This is a genomic window from Streptomyces sp. NBC_00209 (assembly GCF_045206345.1).
Lineage (GTDB): Bacteria > Actinomycetota > Actinomycetes > Streptomycetales > Streptomycetaceae > Streptomyces.
Genome location: NZ_CP108121.1, coordinates 2,116,389 through 2,133,497, shown reverse-complemented (window position 1 = coordinate 2,133,497; position 17,109 = coordinate 2,116,389). Strand labels below are relative to the sequence as shown.

General features: G+C 71.2%; 14 protein-coding genes and 2 tRNA genes. 12 read left to right on the top strand and 4 right to left on the bottom strand.

Features of this window, described 5'->3' with window-relative positions:
• Nucleotides 1–36: 36 nt before the first annotated feature.
• Nucleotides 37–1,185 (bottom strand): ThiF family adenylyltransferase, encoded by a 1,149-nt coding sequence (locus tag OG867_RS09310; protein WP_406284214.1) that lies wholly within the window; start codon nt 1,183–1,185, stop codon nt 37–39.
• 224 nt (nt 1,186–1,409) lie between these two features.
• On the opposite strand from OG867_RS09310, the gene OG867_RS09305 reads away from it, so the two are divergent.
• The 4 genes from OG867_RS09305 to OG867_RS09290 all read left to right on the top strand — a co-directional run bounded on the left by OG867_RS09305 (nt 1,410) and on the right by OG867_RS09290 (nt 5,272).
• On the top strand, nt 1,410–2,030 hold the full coding sequence (locus OG867_RS09305; RefSeq protein ID WP_406284212.1) for a M48 family metallopeptidase: 621 nt from the start codon (nt 1,410–1,412) through the stop codon (nt 2,028–2,030).
• A 131-nt stretch (nt 2,031–2,161) separates the two neighbouring features.
• Nucleotides 2,162–3,805, top strand: a complete 1,644-nt coding sequence (locus tag OG867_RS09300) for a TerD family protein (protein ID WP_406284210.1) — start codon at nt 2,162–2,164, stop codon at nt 3,803–3,805.
• A gap of 11 nt (nt 3,806–3,816) precedes the next feature.
• Nucleotides 3,817–4,497 (top strand): AIM24 family protein, encoded by a 681-nt coding sequence (locus OG867_RS09295; protein WP_018105538.1) that lies wholly within the window; start codon nt 3,817–3,819, stop codon nt 4,495–4,497.
• A gap of 19 nt (nt 4,498–4,516) precedes the next feature.
• Nucleotides 4,517–5,272 (top strand): AIM24 family protein, encoded by a 756-nt coding sequence (locus OG867_RS09290; protein ID WP_328902216.1) that lies wholly within the window; start codon nt 4,517–4,519, stop codon nt 5,270–5,272.
• Between the two features lie 70 nt (nt 5,273–5,342).
• Here OG867_RS09290 and OG867_RS09285 read toward each other — a convergent pair whose 3' ends face one another.
• Together OG867_RS09285 and OG867_RS09280 are read right to left on the bottom strand one after the other, a co-directional pair.
• Entirely contained in the window at nt 5,343–5,891 is a 549-nt protein-coding gene (locus tag OG867_RS09285) for an NUDIX hydrolase (RefSeq protein WP_406284208.1), read from the bottom strand.
• A complete protein-coding gene (locus OG867_RS09280) occupies nt 5,888–7,336 on the bottom strand; it encodes a zinc-dependent metalloprotease (RefSeq protein ID WP_406284206.1) in 1,449 nt (482 codons plus the stop codon). The genes OG867_RS09285 and OG867_RS09280 overlap by 4 nt, the downstream gene beginning before the upstream one ends.
• Before the next feature lie 189 nt (nt 7,337–7,525).
• Between OG867_RS09280 and OG867_RS09275 the strand changes: the two genes are divergently transcribed.
• The 4 genes from OG867_RS09275 to OG867_RS09260 all read left to right on the top strand — a co-directional run bounded on the left by OG867_RS09275 (nt 7,526) and on the right by OG867_RS09260 (nt 10,718).
• Nucleotides 7,526–8,668 (top strand): SDR family oxidoreductase, encoded by a 1,143-nt coding sequence (locus OG867_RS09275; protein WP_406284204.1) that lies wholly within the window; start codon nt 7,526–7,528, stop codon nt 8,666–8,668.
• A gap of 90 nt (nt 8,669–8,758) precedes the next feature.
• On the top strand, nt 8,759–9,220 hold the full coding sequence (locus OG867_RS09270) for a molybdenum cofactor biosynthesis protein MoaE (protein ID WP_161208426.1): 462 nt from the start codon (nt 8,759–8,761) through the stop codon (nt 9,218–9,220).
• A gap of 127 nt (nt 9,221–9,347) precedes the next feature.
• Complete coding sequence (locus OG867_RS09265; RefSeq protein WP_018520835.1) at nt 9,348–9,536, top strand: hypothetical protein; 189 nt, start codon at nt 9,348–9,350, stop codon at nt 9,534–9,536.
• Between the two features lie 93 nt (nt 9,537–9,629).
• Nucleotides 9,630–10,718 (top strand): PDZ domain-containing protein, encoded by a 1,089-nt coding sequence (locus OG867_RS09260; RefSeq protein ID WP_406284202.1) that lies wholly within the window; start codon nt 9,630–9,632, stop codon nt 10,716–10,718.
• A 28-nt stretch (nt 10,719–10,746) separates the two neighbouring features.
• Here the strand turns inward: OG867_RS09260 and OG867_RS09255 are convergent, their stop codons facing one another.
• Nucleotides 10,747–11,307, bottom strand: coding sequence for a PPA1309 family protein (locus OG867_RS09255; protein WP_328902221.1), 561 nt, complete (start codon nt 11,305–11,307; stop codon nt 10,747–10,749).
• A gap of 137 nt (nt 11,308–11,444) precedes the next feature.
• Here OG867_RS09255 and OG867_RS09250 point away from each other — a divergent pair, with 137 nt between their 5' ends.
• From OG867_RS09250 to OG867_RS09235, 4 genes are all read left to right on the top strand, one after another.
• Nucleotides 11,445–14,450 (top strand): UPF0182 family protein, encoded by a 3,006-nt coding sequence (locus OG867_RS09250; RefSeq protein ID WP_406290853.1) that lies wholly within the window; start codon nt 11,445–11,447, stop codon nt 14,448–14,450.
• Nucleotides 14,451–14,502: 52 nt separating this feature from the next.
• Nucleotides 14,503–14,576, top strand: a tRNA-Met gene (locus tag OG867_RS09245).
• 214 nt (nt 14,577–14,790) lie between these two features.
• A complete protein-coding gene (locus OG867_RS09240; protein WP_328902222.1) occupies nt 14,791–16,869 on the top strand; it encodes a tetratricopeptide repeat protein in 2,079 nt (692 codons plus the stop codon).
• Nucleotides 16,870–16,943: 74 nt separating this feature from the next.
• A tRNA-Met gene (locus tag OG867_RS09235) sits at nt 16,944–17,017 on the top strand.
• The last annotated feature ends 92 nt before the right edge of the window (nt 17,018–17,109 follow it).

The window sequence follows — 17,109 nt, the reverse complement described above, 5'->3', positions numbered from 1 at the left end:
CCTCCAATTCCCAGACTGCCGCGCTGCGTGCGGCGGTTACCCGGCCATTGTGTCGTGCGCCGTGCCGGCTTCGGAGGCGCGGACCCCCTCAGTGTGACCGGCGGCGCCACAGGAACAGTCGAGGTGCGCCCCGATCCGTTCCGACCTCCAGTCCAACAGCGGCAGCGCCGCCTCCCACCGCGCACCGGTGCTCACGGGCAGCTCGCCGTCCAGGAAGGCCAGCGCGTGTGCCGCCGCCAGCCCCGCCACCGCCGTCGCCAGGCCCAGGTCGCACGCCTGCGCGGCGCCGCGCCGCCCGGACTGCCACTGCGCCAGCATGCGCGGCCACTGCGGATCCCGGTCCCGCCGGTGCAGCTGGAGGCAGCCGGCGCAGGCCGTGCCGCCGGGCAGTACCAGGGGCCCGACGAACCCGGTGGCCTCCATCACCCCCGCGTACAGATGAGGTGTGCCCGAGGAGATCCACGGCTCGGCGGTGCCCGGATCGGGGACGTACGCCGAGAGTCCGTCGCGCGGGGCGACCACGATGAGGGACAGTCCCGGCTCGTGCCCGGCCGGACCGCAGCCCGCCGCCCCGGGCGCCCGGGGCCCCGGGCCGGGGGCCGACCGGCGGACCAGTTGCCGGGCCGCCAGGTCCCTGCGCTCCCCGACTGCGGAGGCGGGCAGCCCGCCCGGGGACACGTCCCCCGGCTCCGTACACCCGCCGTCCATGATCTCCACCCGGCCGACCCCCGCTCCGGAGAGCACCGCCGCGACGGTCGCGCCGACCCTGCCCGCGCCCCGGACCTGAACGCGCATCGAGCGGCGGGCCGCGAGTCTGCGCATCCCGCCGCCGGGCTCGGGATGCACGACGGAGAGCGAGGCCAGGTCGGGCCGGTGGCGCTCCAGGACGTCGGACATGGCCCGCAGCGCTTCCGCCGCCGGACCGCCCGCCCGCACGTCGTCGACGAGTCCGGCGTCCGTCAACCGCGTCACCAGCATGTCCACATGACGCTCGCTCAAGTCCATCGCCCTGGCCTGTTCGCGGAGCAGTGGCATGCCTCTGGTGCCGTCGAGCAGTTCCATGAAACAGCTCGTCGCGATATCCATCGGGCCGACCTTCACCGCATGTGCGGGTGTCACTCCGAATTGCACGGTGTCCCCGCCCCGCCAAGCGCGGCGCAGTGCGGGCTTCAACATCGGATGCACGGCTTCCCCCGGTCTGTGTGTCTGTGACTCCGCTGTGCACGACTTGCTGGGCGCGACTTGCCGTGCGTGTTCCTTTGCCAGAATGCAGCGGGGCGCCGAGACGTGCGGAAAGTTATCCACAGGCGAGGGTATTAGTCGTTCAAATGGTGCAAGGCGTGGAGCCGATCATGGAGAACCGTCCCGGAGGCGGGACTTCCCCCATACACAGCGGGTAACGTCGAGGCGTGCCCGCCGACCCGTCGCCCGGCTCCGCCGGGGAGCCTGCCGTGCCCGGCGCCGGACCCCGCCGGCGCGGTGCGGACCCTGCCCGCCGCGCCCTGGCGACGAGCGCGGTCGAGGTCCGCAGAAGCGCCCGCTGCAGCAGAACGGTCTCCGCCTACCGCGAGGGCGACCGCACGATCGTGCTCATCCCCGCCCGGATGTCCGAGGCCGAGGAGCGGCGCTGGGTGGATGTGATGCTCGACAAGCTCGCCGCCCAGGAGAGCAGGCGCGTCCTCGGCGACACCGAGCTCGCCGAGCGGGCGGAGCGCCTGTCCGCCCAGTACTTCGACGCCCGGGCCAGGCCCGCATCCGTGCGGTGGGTGACCAACCAGAACACCCGGTGGGGCTCGTGCACCCCGTCCGAGGGCAGCATCCGGCTGTCGCACCGGTTGCAGGGCATGCCGGAGTACGTCGTGGACTACGTGCTCGTCCACGAACTCGCCCACCTCCTGGTGCCCGGGCACGGGCCGCGGTTCTGGCGGCTGCTGGACGCTTATCCCCGTACCGAGCGGGCCCGCGGCTATCTGGAGGGTGTGGTGGCCGCCGACCGGCTGCCGCACCTGCCGGCCGCACGCGGCGAGTGACTGGTGGTGCCGCCGGGTGAGCGGAGTCGGGTGTTTCTGTACCGGGTCTGTACCGGCTTCGCCCGATGCCGGAGTTTGCGGATAGCCTGACGCGACGCATTCACCTTCCGGATGGGGGACGGTCGTTACGCATGGCCAGGGAATTCCAACGCGGCCACAAGGCCAAGATCAGTGATCTCACGCCGGGGACGGACCTGTACGTAGGTGTGCAGATCGCCGGCCCGGGGCTGAGCTTTGACATCAGCTGCTTCGGGCTCGATGCCAATGAGCAGCTCTCCGACGACCGGTATTTCATCTTCTTCAATCAGCCGAAATCCCCCGAGGAGTCCATTCAGCTCCTCGGTGCCCAGAGCGGTGACACCGAGTCGTTCCGTGTCACCCTGGACCGCATTCCGGCGAACATCCACAAGCTGTCGTTCACCGCGACCGTGGACGGTTCCGGGCAGATGTCGCAGGTCGGGCCCGGGTACATCCGGATCGTGGCCGGCGGCGAGGAAGTCGTCCGGTACGCGTTCAACGGCTCGGAGTTCAGCACCGAGCGCGCCGTCATGCTGGGCGACTTCTACCTCAAGGACGTCTGGCGCTTCGCCGCGGTCGGCCAGGGCTTCGACGGCGGTCTGGACGCGCTGCTGAAGAACTTCGGCGGCGAGGTCGCCGAGGAGACGCCCGCCGCGGCGCCGCCGCAGGGCGCCGCCCCGTCGTTCGCTCCGCCCGCCCAGGCCGCCCCGGCCCCGTCCTTCGGCGCCCCGGCGGCCCCGCAGGCGCCTCAGGCCCCGCAGCCCGCGCCGTCCTTCGGGACCCCGCCGCCCGCACCCGGCCCGGCGCCGACCCCGCAGCAGCAGATGCACGCCGCGCCGACGATCGTCGCCCCGATGACGCCGCCCGGCGGCACCGTGCCCCCGCCGCCCGCTCCGGCCCCGTACGGACAGCCCGGCCAGCAGCCGCAGCAGCACTTCGGGCAGCAGCCCCACCAGCCCCAGCAGCAGTTCGGGCAGGTCCCCGGACAGGCATCCGCGCCCTACGGACAGCAGGCCCCGTCCCCGTACGGCCAGCAGCCGCCGGGCATGCCGCCCGGCGGGCACGGCATGCCCGGCGGTGTTCCGCAGGCCGCCGGCGCCGGTCTGCAGGCGGCGCTCCAGCCGTACAAGGAGACCGCGACCGGACAGCGCTGGACCCCGCAGAACCAGCAGCTCATGCGGGTCGACCTGACCATGGGCGGTACGGGAGTGCTCGCCCGGCAGGGCAGCATGGTGATGTACCAGGGCAAGGTCGACTTCAGTTACAAGGGCGCGGGTTTCGCCGGCCGCATGGTGGGCAACGCCACCGGCCAGGAGATGCAGCTCATGCGCTGTACCGGCCGTGGCCAGGTCTTCCTCGCCGAGGAAGGCGCCCATCTGCACTCCATCGAGCTCCAGGGCGACGGGGTCTGCGTCTCCGCCGAGAACGTGCTCGCCTTCGACGAGTCGCTCCAGTACGAGGTCCGCCGCATCGAGGGCCACGGCATCCCCGGCGGCGCCCTGTTCACGATGCAGTTCCAGGGCACCGGCACCCTCGTCGTCAAGACGCACGGTGTGCCCGTCGTGCTGCCGGTCACCCCGACCACCTTCGCCGACTGCAACGCCGTCGTGGCGTGGTCGTCCGCGTCCCAGGTGATCATCTCCAGCCAGGTCCGGCTGCGCCGCAACGCGTATCCCGGACACAGCGGGGAGACCGTGAACCTCCAGTTCCGGGGCGCGCCCGGCAACTTCATCGTCGTCCAGCCCTACGAGGTCTGAGGGAGCCCGTCATGAATCAGCAACTCGCGGGCTACGCCCCGACCCCCGTCACGGCACGGATGGAGAACCACGGCCATTCCATGCTGAAGGTCGCCATGGCGACCGGCCAGGACCTCTACGCGCGCACCGGATCGATGGTCGCGTACGAGGGCTTCATCCAGTACGAGCCCAACCCGCCCGCCGTCCGCCAGATCGCCTCGCAGTGGATCACCGGCGAGGGCGCGCCCCTCATGAAGTGCACCGGCGACGGGCTGCTCTACCTCGCCGACTACGGCGCCGACGTCGTCGTCATCAACCTCAACAACGACTCGATCTCGGTCAACGGCACCAACGTGCTCGCCTTCGACGGCCACCTCACCTGGGGGGTCGAGCGGGTCAAGGGCCTCGCCAAGTTCGCCGGCCAGGGCCTGTGGAACGTCTGCATCTCGGGGACCGGCTGGGTCGCGATCACCTCGCGCGGCACGCCGCTCGTGGTCGACTGCGGACGCGGCGAGGACGAGACGTACGTCGACCCGGACGCGCTGGTCGCCTGGTCCCCGAACCTCAAGGTGAAGGGCAAGCGCAGCTTCAAGGCGTCCTCGCTCATCGGGCGGGGCAGCGGCGAGGCGTTCCAGATGGCCTTCTCCGGCCAGGGGATCGTCGTCGTCCAGCCGAGCGAGGACAGCACCGACCGGCTGCGCGTCCGGCACTGACGGGGAGGGAGAACACACCATGCAGAGTTCGCTTTTCGGCCTCACGGAACAGCAGTCCCAGGAGCGCTACACCATCCAGAACCCGCAGCTTCTGCGGGTCGCGCTGACCGGCCACGACGACGTCCTCGCCCGCAAGGGCGCCATGGTCGCCTACCAGGGGCTCATGGAGTTCGACGGCGAGTACCAGTCGAACGCCCAGCGCCGTTCCCGCGCCCACACCGGTGAGGGCCTGGACCTGATGCGCTGCTCCGGGCAGGGCACCGTCTACCTCGCCAACCTGGCGCAGTACGTCCACGTCGTGGACGTCGACCGCGACGGCCTGACGGTGGACAGCTCCTACGTCCTCGCGCTCGACTCCTCGCTGCACACCGAGGTCATCGCGGTGGACAGCCAGTACGGCATCTCGGGCACCGGCAAGTACCAGCTCAACATCTCCGGCACCGGCAAGGTCGCCCTGATGACGTCCGGCCAGCCGCTGATGATGCAGGTCACGCCCGACAAGTACGTCAGCGCGGACGCCGACGCGATCGTCGCCTGGTCGACCTCGCTGCGGGTGCAGATGCAGGCCCAGACGCACTCCTCGGGCGTCTTCCGCCGGCGCGGCAACACCGGCGAGGGCTGGGAGCTCAGCTTCCTCGGGCAGGGCTTCGCCCTGGTCCAGCCGAGCGAGCTGATGCCGCCGCAGAACGCCCAGATCGGACAGGGCCTCGCCGCCCAGTACGGCATGGGCCAGCAGGGTGCGCACGGCCAGAACCAGAACAACGCCTGGAACTGAGCCACACAGCGAAGGTAAGGGGCGGCCTCTCAGGAGGCCGCCCCTTACCGTTGTCACGTCGTACGGGTGCCTACCGGCCGCCGTCCAGCACCGCGCGCGTATGCTCCACCAGCCGGATCACCGAGGCGTCGGCGACCCCGGCCACCTCGTCGTAGGCGAACCAGCGCAGGTCCAGGGATTCGTCGCTGATGCTCTCCGTCGCGCCCGCCGGCGCCACCGCCGCGTACTGCACGTCCAAGTGCCAGTGGCACGGCGCGGGGATCGGATGCCGGTCCAGGACCACGGGCCCGCCCGGCAGCAGCGTCAGCCCGGCGATCCCGGACTCCTCCGCGGCCTCCCGCAGCGCGGCCGCCGCCAGCGTGGCGTCACCGGGCTCGCAGTGGCCGCCCATCTGCAGCCACATCCGCAGCTTCCGGTGCAGCGTGAGCAGCACCCGGCCGCGCCCCGGGTCCACGACCAGGGCGCTGGCCGTCAGATGCCCGGCCCCGCAGGACTTCCACATGCCGTCCGGATGGCGCGCGAGGTGCTCCAGATAAGCGTCGCGCAGCTCCTCCTGGGCAGTGCCGGCCCCCGCTCCGTGACCCTTGAGTACGAGGACGGCGTCATCGTGCAGGCTCACTTGTCGGTGTCGTCCTTGCCGTCGCCGTCGCCCTCGTCCGTGGCGTCGTCCTGGGCGTCCGCACCCGGCTCGGGCTTCTTCGGGCCGTTCGCCGCCTCGCCGAGCATCTTGTCCAGCTCGGAGAAGTCCAGCTGCTCGTGGTGGACGAAGCCGTCCGGGTCGTCCAGGTCGTGAGCGGTCGGGAGCATGTCGGGGTGCTCCCACAGCGCGTCGCGCCCCTCAAGACCGCGGGCGTCCGTGAGCGAGGCCCACAGCCGCGAGGCGTCCCGCAGTCGGCGCGGACGCAGCTGGAGGCCGATCAGCGTGGCGAAGGTCTGCTCGGCGGGGCCGCCGGACGCCCGGCGCCGGCGCATCGTCTCGCGCAGCGCGTCGGCCGAGGTCAGCCGGGACTTCGCGGCGGCGTGCACCACCGCGTCCACCCAGCCCTCGACCAGCGCGAGGGCCGTCTCCAGGCGGGCCAGGGCCGCCTTCTGCTCCGGCGTCTCCTCCGGCTGGAACATGCCCTGCTGAAGGGCCTCCTGCAACTGCTCGGGCTGCGAGGGGTCGAACTGGCCGACCACGTCCTCCAGCTTGCTGGTGTCGACCTTGATGCCGCGCGCGTACCCCTCGACGGCGCCGAACAGATGCGAGCGGAGCCACGGGACATGGGCGAAGAGCCGCTGGTGGGCGGCCTCGCGCAGGGCCAGATACAGCCGGACCTCGTCCTGCGGGACCGACAGGTCCTTGCCGAACCGCTCCACGTTCAGCGGAAGGAGCGCGGCGCGGCCCGCCGGGCCCAGCGGCAGCCCGATGTCGGTCGAGCCGACCACCTCGCCCGCCAGCACGCCGACGGCCTGCCCGATCTGCTGGCCGAACATCGCGCCGCCCATCGACCGCATCATGCCGATCAGCGGGCCCGCCATCGCCTGCATCTCCTCGGGCAGCACATCGCCCATGGCGAGGCCCACCCGCTCGGCGACCGGGTCCACCAGCTGCTGCCAGGCCGGGAGCGTCGCCTCGACCCACTCCGCGCGGCTCCACGCCACGCTGGAGATGGCACCGGACGGCATCGACGTCACCCCGTCCAGCCAGAGGTCGGCCAGGCGCAGCGCCTCGTCGACCGCCGAGCGCTCGGCGGGGCCCACGCTCGCGTCCTTGGAGCCGTCCGGCGTGCCCTGCGACACCGTCTGCCGGGCGATCTGCTTGGCCATGTCCCAGTTGACCGGTCCGCCCTCGTAGCTCAGCATCTGGCCGAGCTGCTGGAAGGCGGCGCCCAGGTCGTTGGGGTTCATCGAGCCGAACATGGCGGCGAAGGGGTTGTCACCGCCCGCGCCGGGGCCGAAGCCGAACGGGTTCGCCGGACCGCCCGAACCCTGCCCACCTCCGGTGGGGTCGTTCTTCTTGCCCTGGTCGCCGTCGTCCGGCTCCTCCGGCGGAAGGCCGAATCCGAATGGGGTGTCACTCACGGGTTTCCTCGGCTCGTAGGGCCGCCGGGGGAACCGACGGCGACTGCCCGACATCACCATCCAGCGTAGACACCAAGTCCGCTCAGGGCCTCAGTGCTCCGCCCGGTCCGGCCCTGCGGCAGGATGGACGTCACCTGGTACGTACGTGTCACGCGGGTACGTACTGAAGACAACCGCTGGAGACGCCCGGTGAGTTCCCCAGATCCGCAGGTTCGCGCAGCGCGAAACCTGGCCGACCCGTCACCCGAGAAGAAATCCGTCCCCGGCCGCCCCAGAGGCCGCGGTCCGGTCGTGGCCGTCACCGGAGCCGCGACGGGCGTCGGTGAGCTGCTCACCGCGCGCCTCGCCGCCTCCGAGGAGATCAAGCAGGTCATCGCCATCGACGAGCGCCGGGGCGAGGTCTCCGACGCGACCTGGCACCTTCTCGACGTCCGCGACCCCGCCATCGCCGACAAGCTGCGCGGCGCGGACGTCGTCGTCCACCTGGCGCTCGATCTCGACCTGGAGACCGACCCCGCCGCGCGCAGCGCCTACAACGTGCGCGGCACCCAGACCGTGCTGACCGCGGCCGCGGCCGCGGGCGTCCACCGCGTCGTCCTGTGCACCTCCGCCATGGTCTACGGGGCGCTGCCCGACAACGACCTCCCACTCGCCGAGGACGCCGAGCTGCGGGCCACCGCCGAGGCCACCGGCGTCGGCGACCTGCTGGAGATCGAACGGCTCGGCCGCCGCGCCCCGCGCGCTCATCCCGGGCTGCTCGTCACCGTCGTACGCCCGGCCGTGCTCGTCGGCGGCACGGACACCGCGCTGACCCGCTACTTCGAGTCGCCCCGGCTGCTCGTCGTCGCCGGTTCCCGGCCCGCCTGGCAGTTCTGCCACGTGGAGGACCTGGTCACGGCGCTGGAGTACGCCGCCCTGGAGAAGATCGACGGGGAGTTCGCGGTCGGCTGCGACGGCTGGCTGGAACAGGAGGAGGTCGAGGAGCTGAGCGGAGTGCGCCGGATGGAGCTCCCCTCCGCCGTCGCGCTGGGCGCCGCCGCCCGGCTGCACCGGATCGGCCTCACCCCCTCGCCCGCGGGCGACCTGGCGTACACCATGCACCCCTGGGTGGTCAGTGTGAGCCGGCTGCACGACGCGGGCTGGCGCCCGGCCTGGACCAACGAGGAGGTGCTCGCCGCGCTTCTGGAAGAGGTGGAGGGACGCCATACCGTCGCCGGCCGCCGCCTCGGCCGCAAGGACGCCACCGCCGCCGGAGCCGCCGGGGCGACCGTCGCGCTCCTCGGCACCGCGGCCCTGGTGCGCCGCGCCCGCAAGGCCCGCCGCCGCATCTGAGCAGCCTGTAGGAGACTCCAAGACGGGGCGCGGCCCGCCGGGTGAATCGGCAATTCCGTCTTGTCGGTGCGGTACGGCACGATGGGGGTCATGGCACTCACGTACGACCACCCCGGTGAGCAGACGGCGCGGGACCCGATCCGGCTGCTGGACATCCGTGACACGCCGCTGTCGGTGGACGAGGTCTTCCGGGCGGTCGGTGACGACGCCGCGGGTGGCACCACCCTCTTCGTCGGCACCGTGCGTGACCACGACGGCGGACAGGACGTCGACGGCCTCGGCTACTCGTGCCACCCCTCGGCCGCCGAGGAGCTGCGCCGGGTGGCGGAGAAGGTCGTCGCCGACTTCCCGGTCCGGGCACTGGCCGCCGTCCACCGGGTGGGTGAACTGCGGGTGGGCGACATCGCGGTCGTCGTGGCGGTCTCCTGCCCCCACCGCGCGGAGGCGTTCGCGGCCTCCCGCAAGCTCATCGACGACCTCAAGCACGAGGTTCCGATCTGGAAGCACCAGCACTTCTCGGACGGCACGGAGGAGTGGGTCGGCGCCTGCTGAGCGCAAACCGGAACGGCGGGCATCCGCCCCGATTTGCGTAACCGCACCCCTGCCACGAGCGTTGGTTTTCCAGATGGTTAATCTGCTGATCGGCCAGTCGGCCGCATCAGGGGGTAGGGAGGTCGGCATGGCAGCGCTCGCCTGGTTGTTGATTCCGGTTTTCGCCGCGTTCGGCGCGGCGATATGGGGGGGCTGGGCCGCCCGCAACCGCACCACCGGTGACGTCACCGAGCTCGCCGGGTACGCGAGGTTCCGCGAAGCCATGGAGAAGTCCCACTCCGGTTCCGAACCGGTGGAGCAGATATCGAACGTCTGAGGCCGCGTCCCGCGTCCTCACCCCGCCCGCCCCTGGCCCCGTACGGACCGGCCCCGGCGGTGCACTGACAGACCCTTCCCGTACTGTCGTTCCATGCCACGCCGCACCGCGACGATGCTCGCCTCCACGCTGATCCTGATCGCGCTGCTCTGCGCGGGCGTGCTGATCAAAGTGCCGTACGCGGAGATGTCTCCCGGTCCGACGGTGAACACGCTCGGTGACGTCGAGGGCGACCCCGTCCTGCGGATCACCGGCCACAAGACGTACAAGACGTCCGGCAACCTCAACATGACGACGGTCCGTGTCACCGGCGCCGACTACAGCATGAATCTGGTCGAGGCCGTCTCCGGATGGCTGGGCCATGACAGCGTCGTCGTACCGCACGACACCCTCTACCCGGACGGCAAGACCGAGGAGCAGTCGACGCAGGAGAACGCCGAGGAGTTCAGCCAGTCCCAGGAGAGCGCCAAGGTCGCGGCGCTCAAGGAGCTGAAGATCCCGGTCACCTCACGCGTCGTGGTCTCCAGCGTCGTCAAGGACAGCCCCTCGCAGGGCAAGCTGCACGCGGGCGACCTCATCAAGAACGTCGACGGCACCGCGGTCGAGAAGCCCGAGGACGTCGCGAAGCTGGTCACCAAGCACAAGCCCGGCCAGGACGTCACCTTCACCGTGATCCCGGCCAAGACCGCGGCGGCGGCCGAGAAGGCCGGCAAGGAGCCCCGGGGCACCGAGAAGGTCACCCTCACCACCGTGAAGGCCCCCAAGGAGAATCGCGCGATCGTCGGCATCCAGGCGGGGACCGACCACACCTTCCCCTTCGCGATCGACATCAAGCTCGCCGATGTGGGCGGCCCGAGTGCGGGGCTGATGTTCTCCCTGGGCATCGTGGACAAGCTGACCCCGGGGCAGCTGACGGGCGGCAAGTTCATCGCCGGCACCGGCACCATCGACGACGACGGCAAGGTCGGCCCGATCGGCGGGATCACCATGAAGCTGGTCGGCGCGCGCGACGCGGGCGCACGCTACTTCCTGACCCCCGACGACAACTGCGAGTCCGCCGCGGCGGACACCCCCGACGGGCTCACCCTGATCCGGGTCAAGAACATCGACGACGCCAAGAAGTCGCTGGACAAGCTCCGGGCGGGGGACACGGCCGGGCTGCCGAGCTGCTCGGCAGGCTGACCGCGCCCCCGCGACTCACTGCGGACGGTCAGGACTCGAAGGTGGCCGCCAGCGCCTCGGCCAGCCCCGGCACGAGACCGGCACCGGTCAGCACCTCGCTGGCCGAGTCCTTCTCCCGCAGGCGTACGGCGGACTCGCGCGCCCCGTCCCGCAGGACGGCCACGGTCATCCGCACCTCCTGCCGGTCGGGGTGCTCGGCGACCCACTTGGTCAGCCGCTTGTCGTCCAGCCCGTCCGGCACGGACGCCTCGGCGGACGGCGGCAGCATCAGGCGCTCCACCGTCATGGCGCACCCGGCGACCGCGCCGGGCCAGGCGATCGTGGCGAGGAACTCGTCCAGCGCCGTGCCCGGGGGCAGCTCCTCCTGCTCGACGGGGGTCAGCGCGGCGGCCTTCGCCCCGCTGTCGTCAAGGCCGAGCTGGGTGGCGAGGCCGGGTTCCTGGGCCCGCAGCCGCGCGGTGTCGACCAGGGCGAAGAGGCGGGCCGGCTGGTCCCAGCCGAGGGTGGAAACGTACTCATCGATTTCGAGCACCGCGACGGTGAGCGGGCTCGCGGCCATCGGAGGGCCTGAGGGGGAAACGTTGGACATGGGCAACATCCTGCCTCCTTCCGCCCCCGGAACGGGAACTAGGTAAAGCATCAGTAAGTTGAAGGGAAGGGCTCTACGATCGCTGGGCCCGCTCCACACGACCCGCGAACTTCGAGGTGCGCACGTTGGCTTTCCAGATGCCGGACCGCGGCGGAGGCCCGACCGGGCCACGGATCAGAGTCGGCCGCCCGTCCCGGCGCGCCCGAACCCTGCTCATGACACTGGGCGTCCTGGCGATTCTCGCCATGGCGTTCGTCATGTTCGCCGGGTTCTGGACGGACTGGCTCTGGTATCGGTCGGTCGCGTATTCGTCCGTCTTCACCACCACCCTGTGGACCAAGATCGGGCTGTTCCTCGTCTTCGGACTGCTGATGGCCCTGGCCGTCGGCCTGAACATCTGGCTCGCGCACCGGCTCCGGCCGCCGCTGAGCGCGATGTCGCTGGAGCAGCAGAGCCTGGACCGCTACCGGATGAGCCTCGCCCCGTACAAGAAGTGGGTGCTGCTCGCGGTCACCGCGCTGGTCGGGCTGATCGCAGGCGCCTCCGCCTCGGGTCAGTGGCGGACGTGGCTGATGTACGTGAACGGCGTGTCGTTCGGCCAGAAGGACCCCCAGTTCCATCTGGACGTGTCGTTCTACGCCTTCGACCTGCCCTGGTACCGCTTCCTGCTGGGCTTCGGCTTCGCGGCCACGGTGCTCTCGCTGATCGCCGCCGCACTGACCCACTACCTGTACGGCGGGCTGCGTGTCACCAGCCCCGGCGCGCGGGCGACGGGCGCGGCCACCGGCCACCTGTCGGTCCTGCTCGGGGTCTTCGTCACGCTGAAGGCCGTGGCGTACTGGCTCGACCGGTACGGCCTGGCGGTGAAGTCCAGTGACTTCAAGGCCACGGACAACTGGACGGGTCTGCGGTACGTCGACGCCAACGCGTACCTTCCGGCGAAGACGATCCTGTTCTGCATCGCCGCGATCTGCGCCGTGCTGTTCTTCGCGACGCTCTGGCGGCGCACCTGGCAGCTCCCGGTCATCGGCTTCGGGCTCATGGTGCTCTCGGCCATCCTGATCGGCGGCCTCTACCCGGCGATCGTGCAGAAGTTCCAGGTCCAGCCGAACGAGCAGGCCAAGGAAGCCCCGTTCATCCGGAAGAACATCGAGGCCACGCGCAACGCGTACGACATCGATGACGCGCAGGTCTCGGACTACACGGGCAAGTCCACCGAGGACGACGACGCCAAGCTCCGGGCCGCGGCGAACGACGCGGCCAGCTACCGGGTGATGGACCCCAACGTCGTCTCGCCGGCCTTCCAGCAGCTCCAGCAGAAGAGGAACTACTACCAGTTCCCCAAGACGCTGGACGTCGACCGGTACAAGGACGCCGCCGGCAAGGAGCAGGACACGGTCATCGGTCTGCGCGAGCTCAACATCCAGGGCATCCCCAAGCGCAACTGGATCAACGACCACTTCACCTACACCCACGGCTACGGCGCCATCGCCGCCCGGGGGACCACGACCGGTAAGAACCCGAAGGGATCTCCCGACTTCACCGAGTCCGGACTGCCGACCACCGGCGACCTGGGCACGTACAAGCAGGAGATCTACTACGGCGAGAAGACCGAGCAGTACTCCATCGTCGGCGGGCCCCAGAAGGAGCTCGACTACGAGGAGGACGGCGAGAAGACCACCAGCTACAAGGGCGACAGTGGGGTCAGTCTCTCCAGCACGTTCAACCGCGCCGCGTACGCCGTGGCGTTCAGCGAGCCGCAGATCCTGTACTCGGGTGCCATCGGCGACGGTTCGCGGATCCTCTACAACCGCACGCCCAAGGAGCGCGTCGAGGCGGTGGCCCCCTGGCTCACCATCGACGGCGACGCCTACCCGGCCGTGGTCAACAAGCGCATCCAGTGGGTGGTCGACGCCTACACGACGACCAACGGCTACCCGTACGCCTCGCGCACCACGCTCGGTGACACCACGGCCGACTCGCTGACCACCAACCAGCGCGCGGTCGTCGCCCAGCAGAACCAGGTCAACTACATCCGCAACTCGGTGAAGGCCACCGTCGACGCGTACGACGGCACGGTCACGCTGTACGAGTGGGACACCAAGGACCCGGTCCTGAAGACCTGGCGCAAGGCGTTCCCCGGGACCGTGAAGCCCAGGGCGGACATCCCGCAGGACCTGATGGACCACCTGCGCTACCCGCAGGACCTGTTCAAGGTGCAGCGCGAGCTGCTGACCCGCTACCACGTCACGAGCCCCGCCCAGTTCTACAGCGGCAGTGACGCCTGGCAGGTCCCGGACGACCCGACCAACAAGGAGTCCGGCTCCGTCCCGCCGTACTACCTGAGCATAAAGATGCCGGGTCAGACGGCTCAGAAGTTCTCGCTCACCACGACGTTCACCCCGAAGGGGCGGCCCGACCTCGGGGCGTTCATGGCGGTGGACGCCGATGCGGCCAGCAAGGACTACGGCACCATAAGGCTCCTGAGAGTCACCGGTGCGGTGAAGGGCCCGGGGCAGGTGCAGAGTGAGCTCAACGGCAACGACGACGTCGCCGAGTTCGTGAGAAACCTCAAGGGCACCGACTCCGACATCGAGTACGGCAACCTGCTGACCGTGCCGCTCGAAGGGGGCTTCCTCTACATCGAGCCGGTCTACACGCGCGGTGGCACGCAGAACTACCCGCTGCTGCGCAAGGTCGCCGCCTCGTACGGCTCGAAGATCGTCTTCGAGAACAGCCTCGGCGAGGCCCTGAACGCCGTGTTCGGCGCCGAGGGTTCCGATACGAGCGAGCCACCGGGCGACACCACCGAGCCGCCGGACACCAGCCAGCCGCCGGCCACCGGTGACGCCGCGCTCAAGAAGGCCATCGCCGACGCCCAGAAGGCGTACACGGAAGGCGAGGCGGCCCTGAAGAAGCAGGACTGGACGGCCTACGGCAAGGCGCAGACCGATCTCCAGGACGCGCTGGAGCGGGCCGCCGCGGCCCAGTCCAAGGCGGCCGACGACGGCAAGGCCGACAAGTCCGACGACGGCAAGGCGGCCAAGCCCGACAAGGCGGCCAAGCCCGACAAGGCCGACAAGGCCGACAAGGCCAGCCAAGCCAGCGCTTCGGACAAGGCGGGCGATGAGGGCGGGGGCTGAGTAACCCGGTAAAGCTCCACCTCCGCGTCGTGGTACGGTTTGAACACAACGACGCGGGGTGGAGCAGCTCGGTAGCTCGCTGGGCTCATAACCCAGAGGTCGCAGGTTCAAATCCTGTCCCCGCTACTGAAAGACGAAGGCCCGGATCCTCCAGGGGATCCGGGCCTTCGTCGTGCCGTGGCGGCCCGTTTCGCGAGGTGGGCGTGAAGTGCGGTTCGGGGGGCACGAGTTGGCCGGGGACGTGTTTGACTTGTCTCTCTGTGGGCATGTCGACAAAACGCTGAAGTGACGTCACTGACCGCGATATACCAGGTGTACGCGGGTTACAGGTGGTGCGACGATGGTATTTATGGGGGACAGGTCAACTCTGTTGAAGACAGGGCGGTTTGCGCGGGGGCACGTCCATCCGGCGGAAAAGTTGGTGGATGAGGTGTTTGCCGCTGCCGCCGAGCAGTACAAAGACACCATCGAGAGCGCCGAGACTTCCGAGACCGCCCAGATCGCCAAGAACGCGGAGAGTGCCGCGACCGCCGAGACCGCAGAGACCATCGAAACCGCCGACGGCGTGGAGAACGCCGAGCGGGCGGAGGCCGAGGCGAGCGCGGACGGAGCGGAGAGCGAGGCACGCCACCGCCGCGCGGCCGACGCCGGTGACACCGCGTCGATGAGCGTGCTCGGCGCGCTGCTCCTGCGCCGGGGCGACCTCGCCGGCGCCGAACCCTACCTTCGGGGCGCCACCGCCGACGGCGACCGGGCCGCCGCCAACAACCTGGGCGTCCTGCTGCACCAGCGCGGCTACCCCGACGAGGCGGCCGGCTGGTGGCGCACCGCCGCCGTGGCCGGCTCCGCCGCGGCCGCGCACGCCCTGGGCCGGCACTTCCGCGAGCGCGGGGACGAGCCCGCCGCCGAGTACTGGCTCCGCCAGTCCGCCGAGCAGGGCCACGCGCTCGGCGCCTACGCCCTCGCCGACCTCCTGGAGCACCGCAGCGACGTCGGCGCCGAGCGCTGGCTGCGCGCCGCCGCCGAACAGGGCCACCGCGAGGCGGCCTACCGGCTGGCGCGCCTCGTGGAGCGCCATGCCACCGACGCCGCGCACGAGGTGTTCGTTCGCCCCGGCCTGGGCCCGCGCACCGGCGCCGAGCCTGTGGAGCCCGTCGCGCCCCGCCGCACCGCCGAGGGCGACGGACCGGTCGCCGGCCCCGACCACGCGCGCGGCGGCGAGGCCGAGCAGTGGTACCGGCAGGCCGCCGCGCGCGGTCACCGGCGCGCCGCCCTGCACCTCGGCGCGATCCTCGAACAGCGCGGCGAGCTCAAGGAGGCCGGGCGCTGGTACCTCATGTCGGCCAAGGCGGGCGAGGCCCGTGCCGCCTGCGCGCTCGGCTTCCTGCTGCGCGACGCGGGCGACCGGGAGAGCGCCGCCGTGTGGTGGCTGCGCGCCGCCCAGGACGGCGACGGCAACGCCGCGAACGCCCTCGGCGCGCTGCACGCGGCCCGGGGCGAGCAGCAGACCGCCGAGCGCTGGTACCGCGCGGCCATGGACGCGGGCGACGTCAACGGCGCGTACAACCTCGGGCTGCTCTGCGCCGCCCAGGACCGCACTGCCCAGGCCGAGCAGTGGTACCGCCGCGCCGCCTACGCGGGCCACCGCGAGGCCGCCAACGCGCTCGCCGTGCTCCTGCTCCAGGCCGGCGACCCGGCCGGCGCCGAGCCCTGGTTCTCCAAGGCGGCCGAGGCGGGCAGCGTCGACGCGGCCTTCAACCTCGGCATCCTCTACGCCGGGCGCGACGAGGACCGCACCGCCCTGCTCTGGTACGAGCGGGCCGCAGCGGCCGGGCACACCGAGGCGGCGCTCCAGGTCGGCATGGCGCTCCTGCACCACGGCGAGGAGCAGGAGGCGGAGCGCCACCTGCGCTGCGCGGCGGGCGGCGGCAGTGCGGAGGCGGCCTTCCGGCTGGCCGGGCTGCTGGACGCCCGGCAGCCGCCGCCCGGGCCGCCGGCGCTGGGCGAGCAGCTGCCCGAGAAGACGGAGTGCGAGGAGTGGTACGAGCGGGCCGCCGAGCAGGGGCACCGCCGCTCCCAGGTCCGCGTCGGCATGCTCGCCGCCTCCCGGGGCGACGTGGAGAGCGCCGGCCACTGGTATCGGGCGGCGGCCGAGTCCGGCAGCCGCAACGGCGCGTTCAACCTTGGGCTGCTCCTGGCCCGCGAGGGCAGTGAGCGCGAGGCCGCCCTGTGGTGGACTCGCGCCGCCGCCGACGGCCACGGGCGGGCGGCGCTGCGCCTTGCCCTGCTCGCCGCGCGCCGCGGTGAGCTGGCGGAGGGGCAGCGCTGGTGCGCCCGGGCGGTCGAGCTGGGCCCGGCGGAGGTCGCGGAACGCGCGGCCCGTCTGCGCGAGGCGCTGCACCAGGAGCTGACGGCGTGAGCCCGGGGCGACCGGGGCCGCCCGAACGGATTTGCACTGGTCGGAGCCGTCCCGTAAGGTTGTGAACACAACGACGCGGGGTGGAGCAGCTCGGTAGCTCGCTGGGCTCATAACCCAGAGGTCGCAGGTTCAAATCCTGTCCCCGCTACTGAAGGCCGAGGGCCGGATCTTTTCGAAGATCCGGCCCTCAGTCGTATGCGCGCGCAAAAAAACCGCCCCCGGCAGGGGGCGGTTCGGCGT

Bases quoted from the DNA above. Each gene is read 5' to 3' on its own strand.
- OG867_RS09300 (WP_406284210.1), top strand. From the start codon at position 2,162: ATGGCCAGGGAATTCCAACGCGGCCACAAGGCCAAGATCAGTGATCTC.
- OG867_RS09295 (WP_018105538.1), top strand. From the start codon at position 3,817: ATGAATCAGCAACTCGCGGGCTACGCCCCGACCCCCGTCACGGCACGG.
- OG867_RS09290 (WP_328902216.1), top strand. From the start codon at position 4,517: ATGCAGAGTTCGCTTTTCGGCCTCACGGAACAGCAGTCCCAGGAGCGC.
- OG867_RS09270 (WP_161208426.1), top strand. From the start codon at position 8,759: ATGGCACTCACGTACGACCACCCCGGTGAGCAGACGGCGCGGGACCCG.
- OG867_RS09265 (WP_018520835.1), top strand. From the start codon at position 9,348: ATGGCAGCGCTCGCCTGGTTGTTGATTCCGGTTTTCGCCGCGTTCGGC.
- OG867_RS09260 (WP_406284202.1), top strand. From the start codon at position 9,630: ATGCCACGCCGCACCGCGACGATGCTCGCCTCCACGCTGATCCTGATC.
- OG867_RS09255 (WP_328902221.1), bottom strand. From the start codon at position 11,307: ATGTCCAACGTTTCCCCCTCAGGCCCTCCGATGGCCGCGAGCCCGCTC.
- OG867_RS09250 (WP_406290853.1), top strand. From the start codon at position 11,445: ATGCCGGACCGCGGCGGAGGCCCGACCGGGCCACGGATCAGAGTCGGC.
- OG867_RS09240 (WP_328902222.1), top strand. From the start codon at position 14,791: ATGGTATTTATGGGGGACAGGTCAACTCTGTTGAAGACAGGGCGGTTT.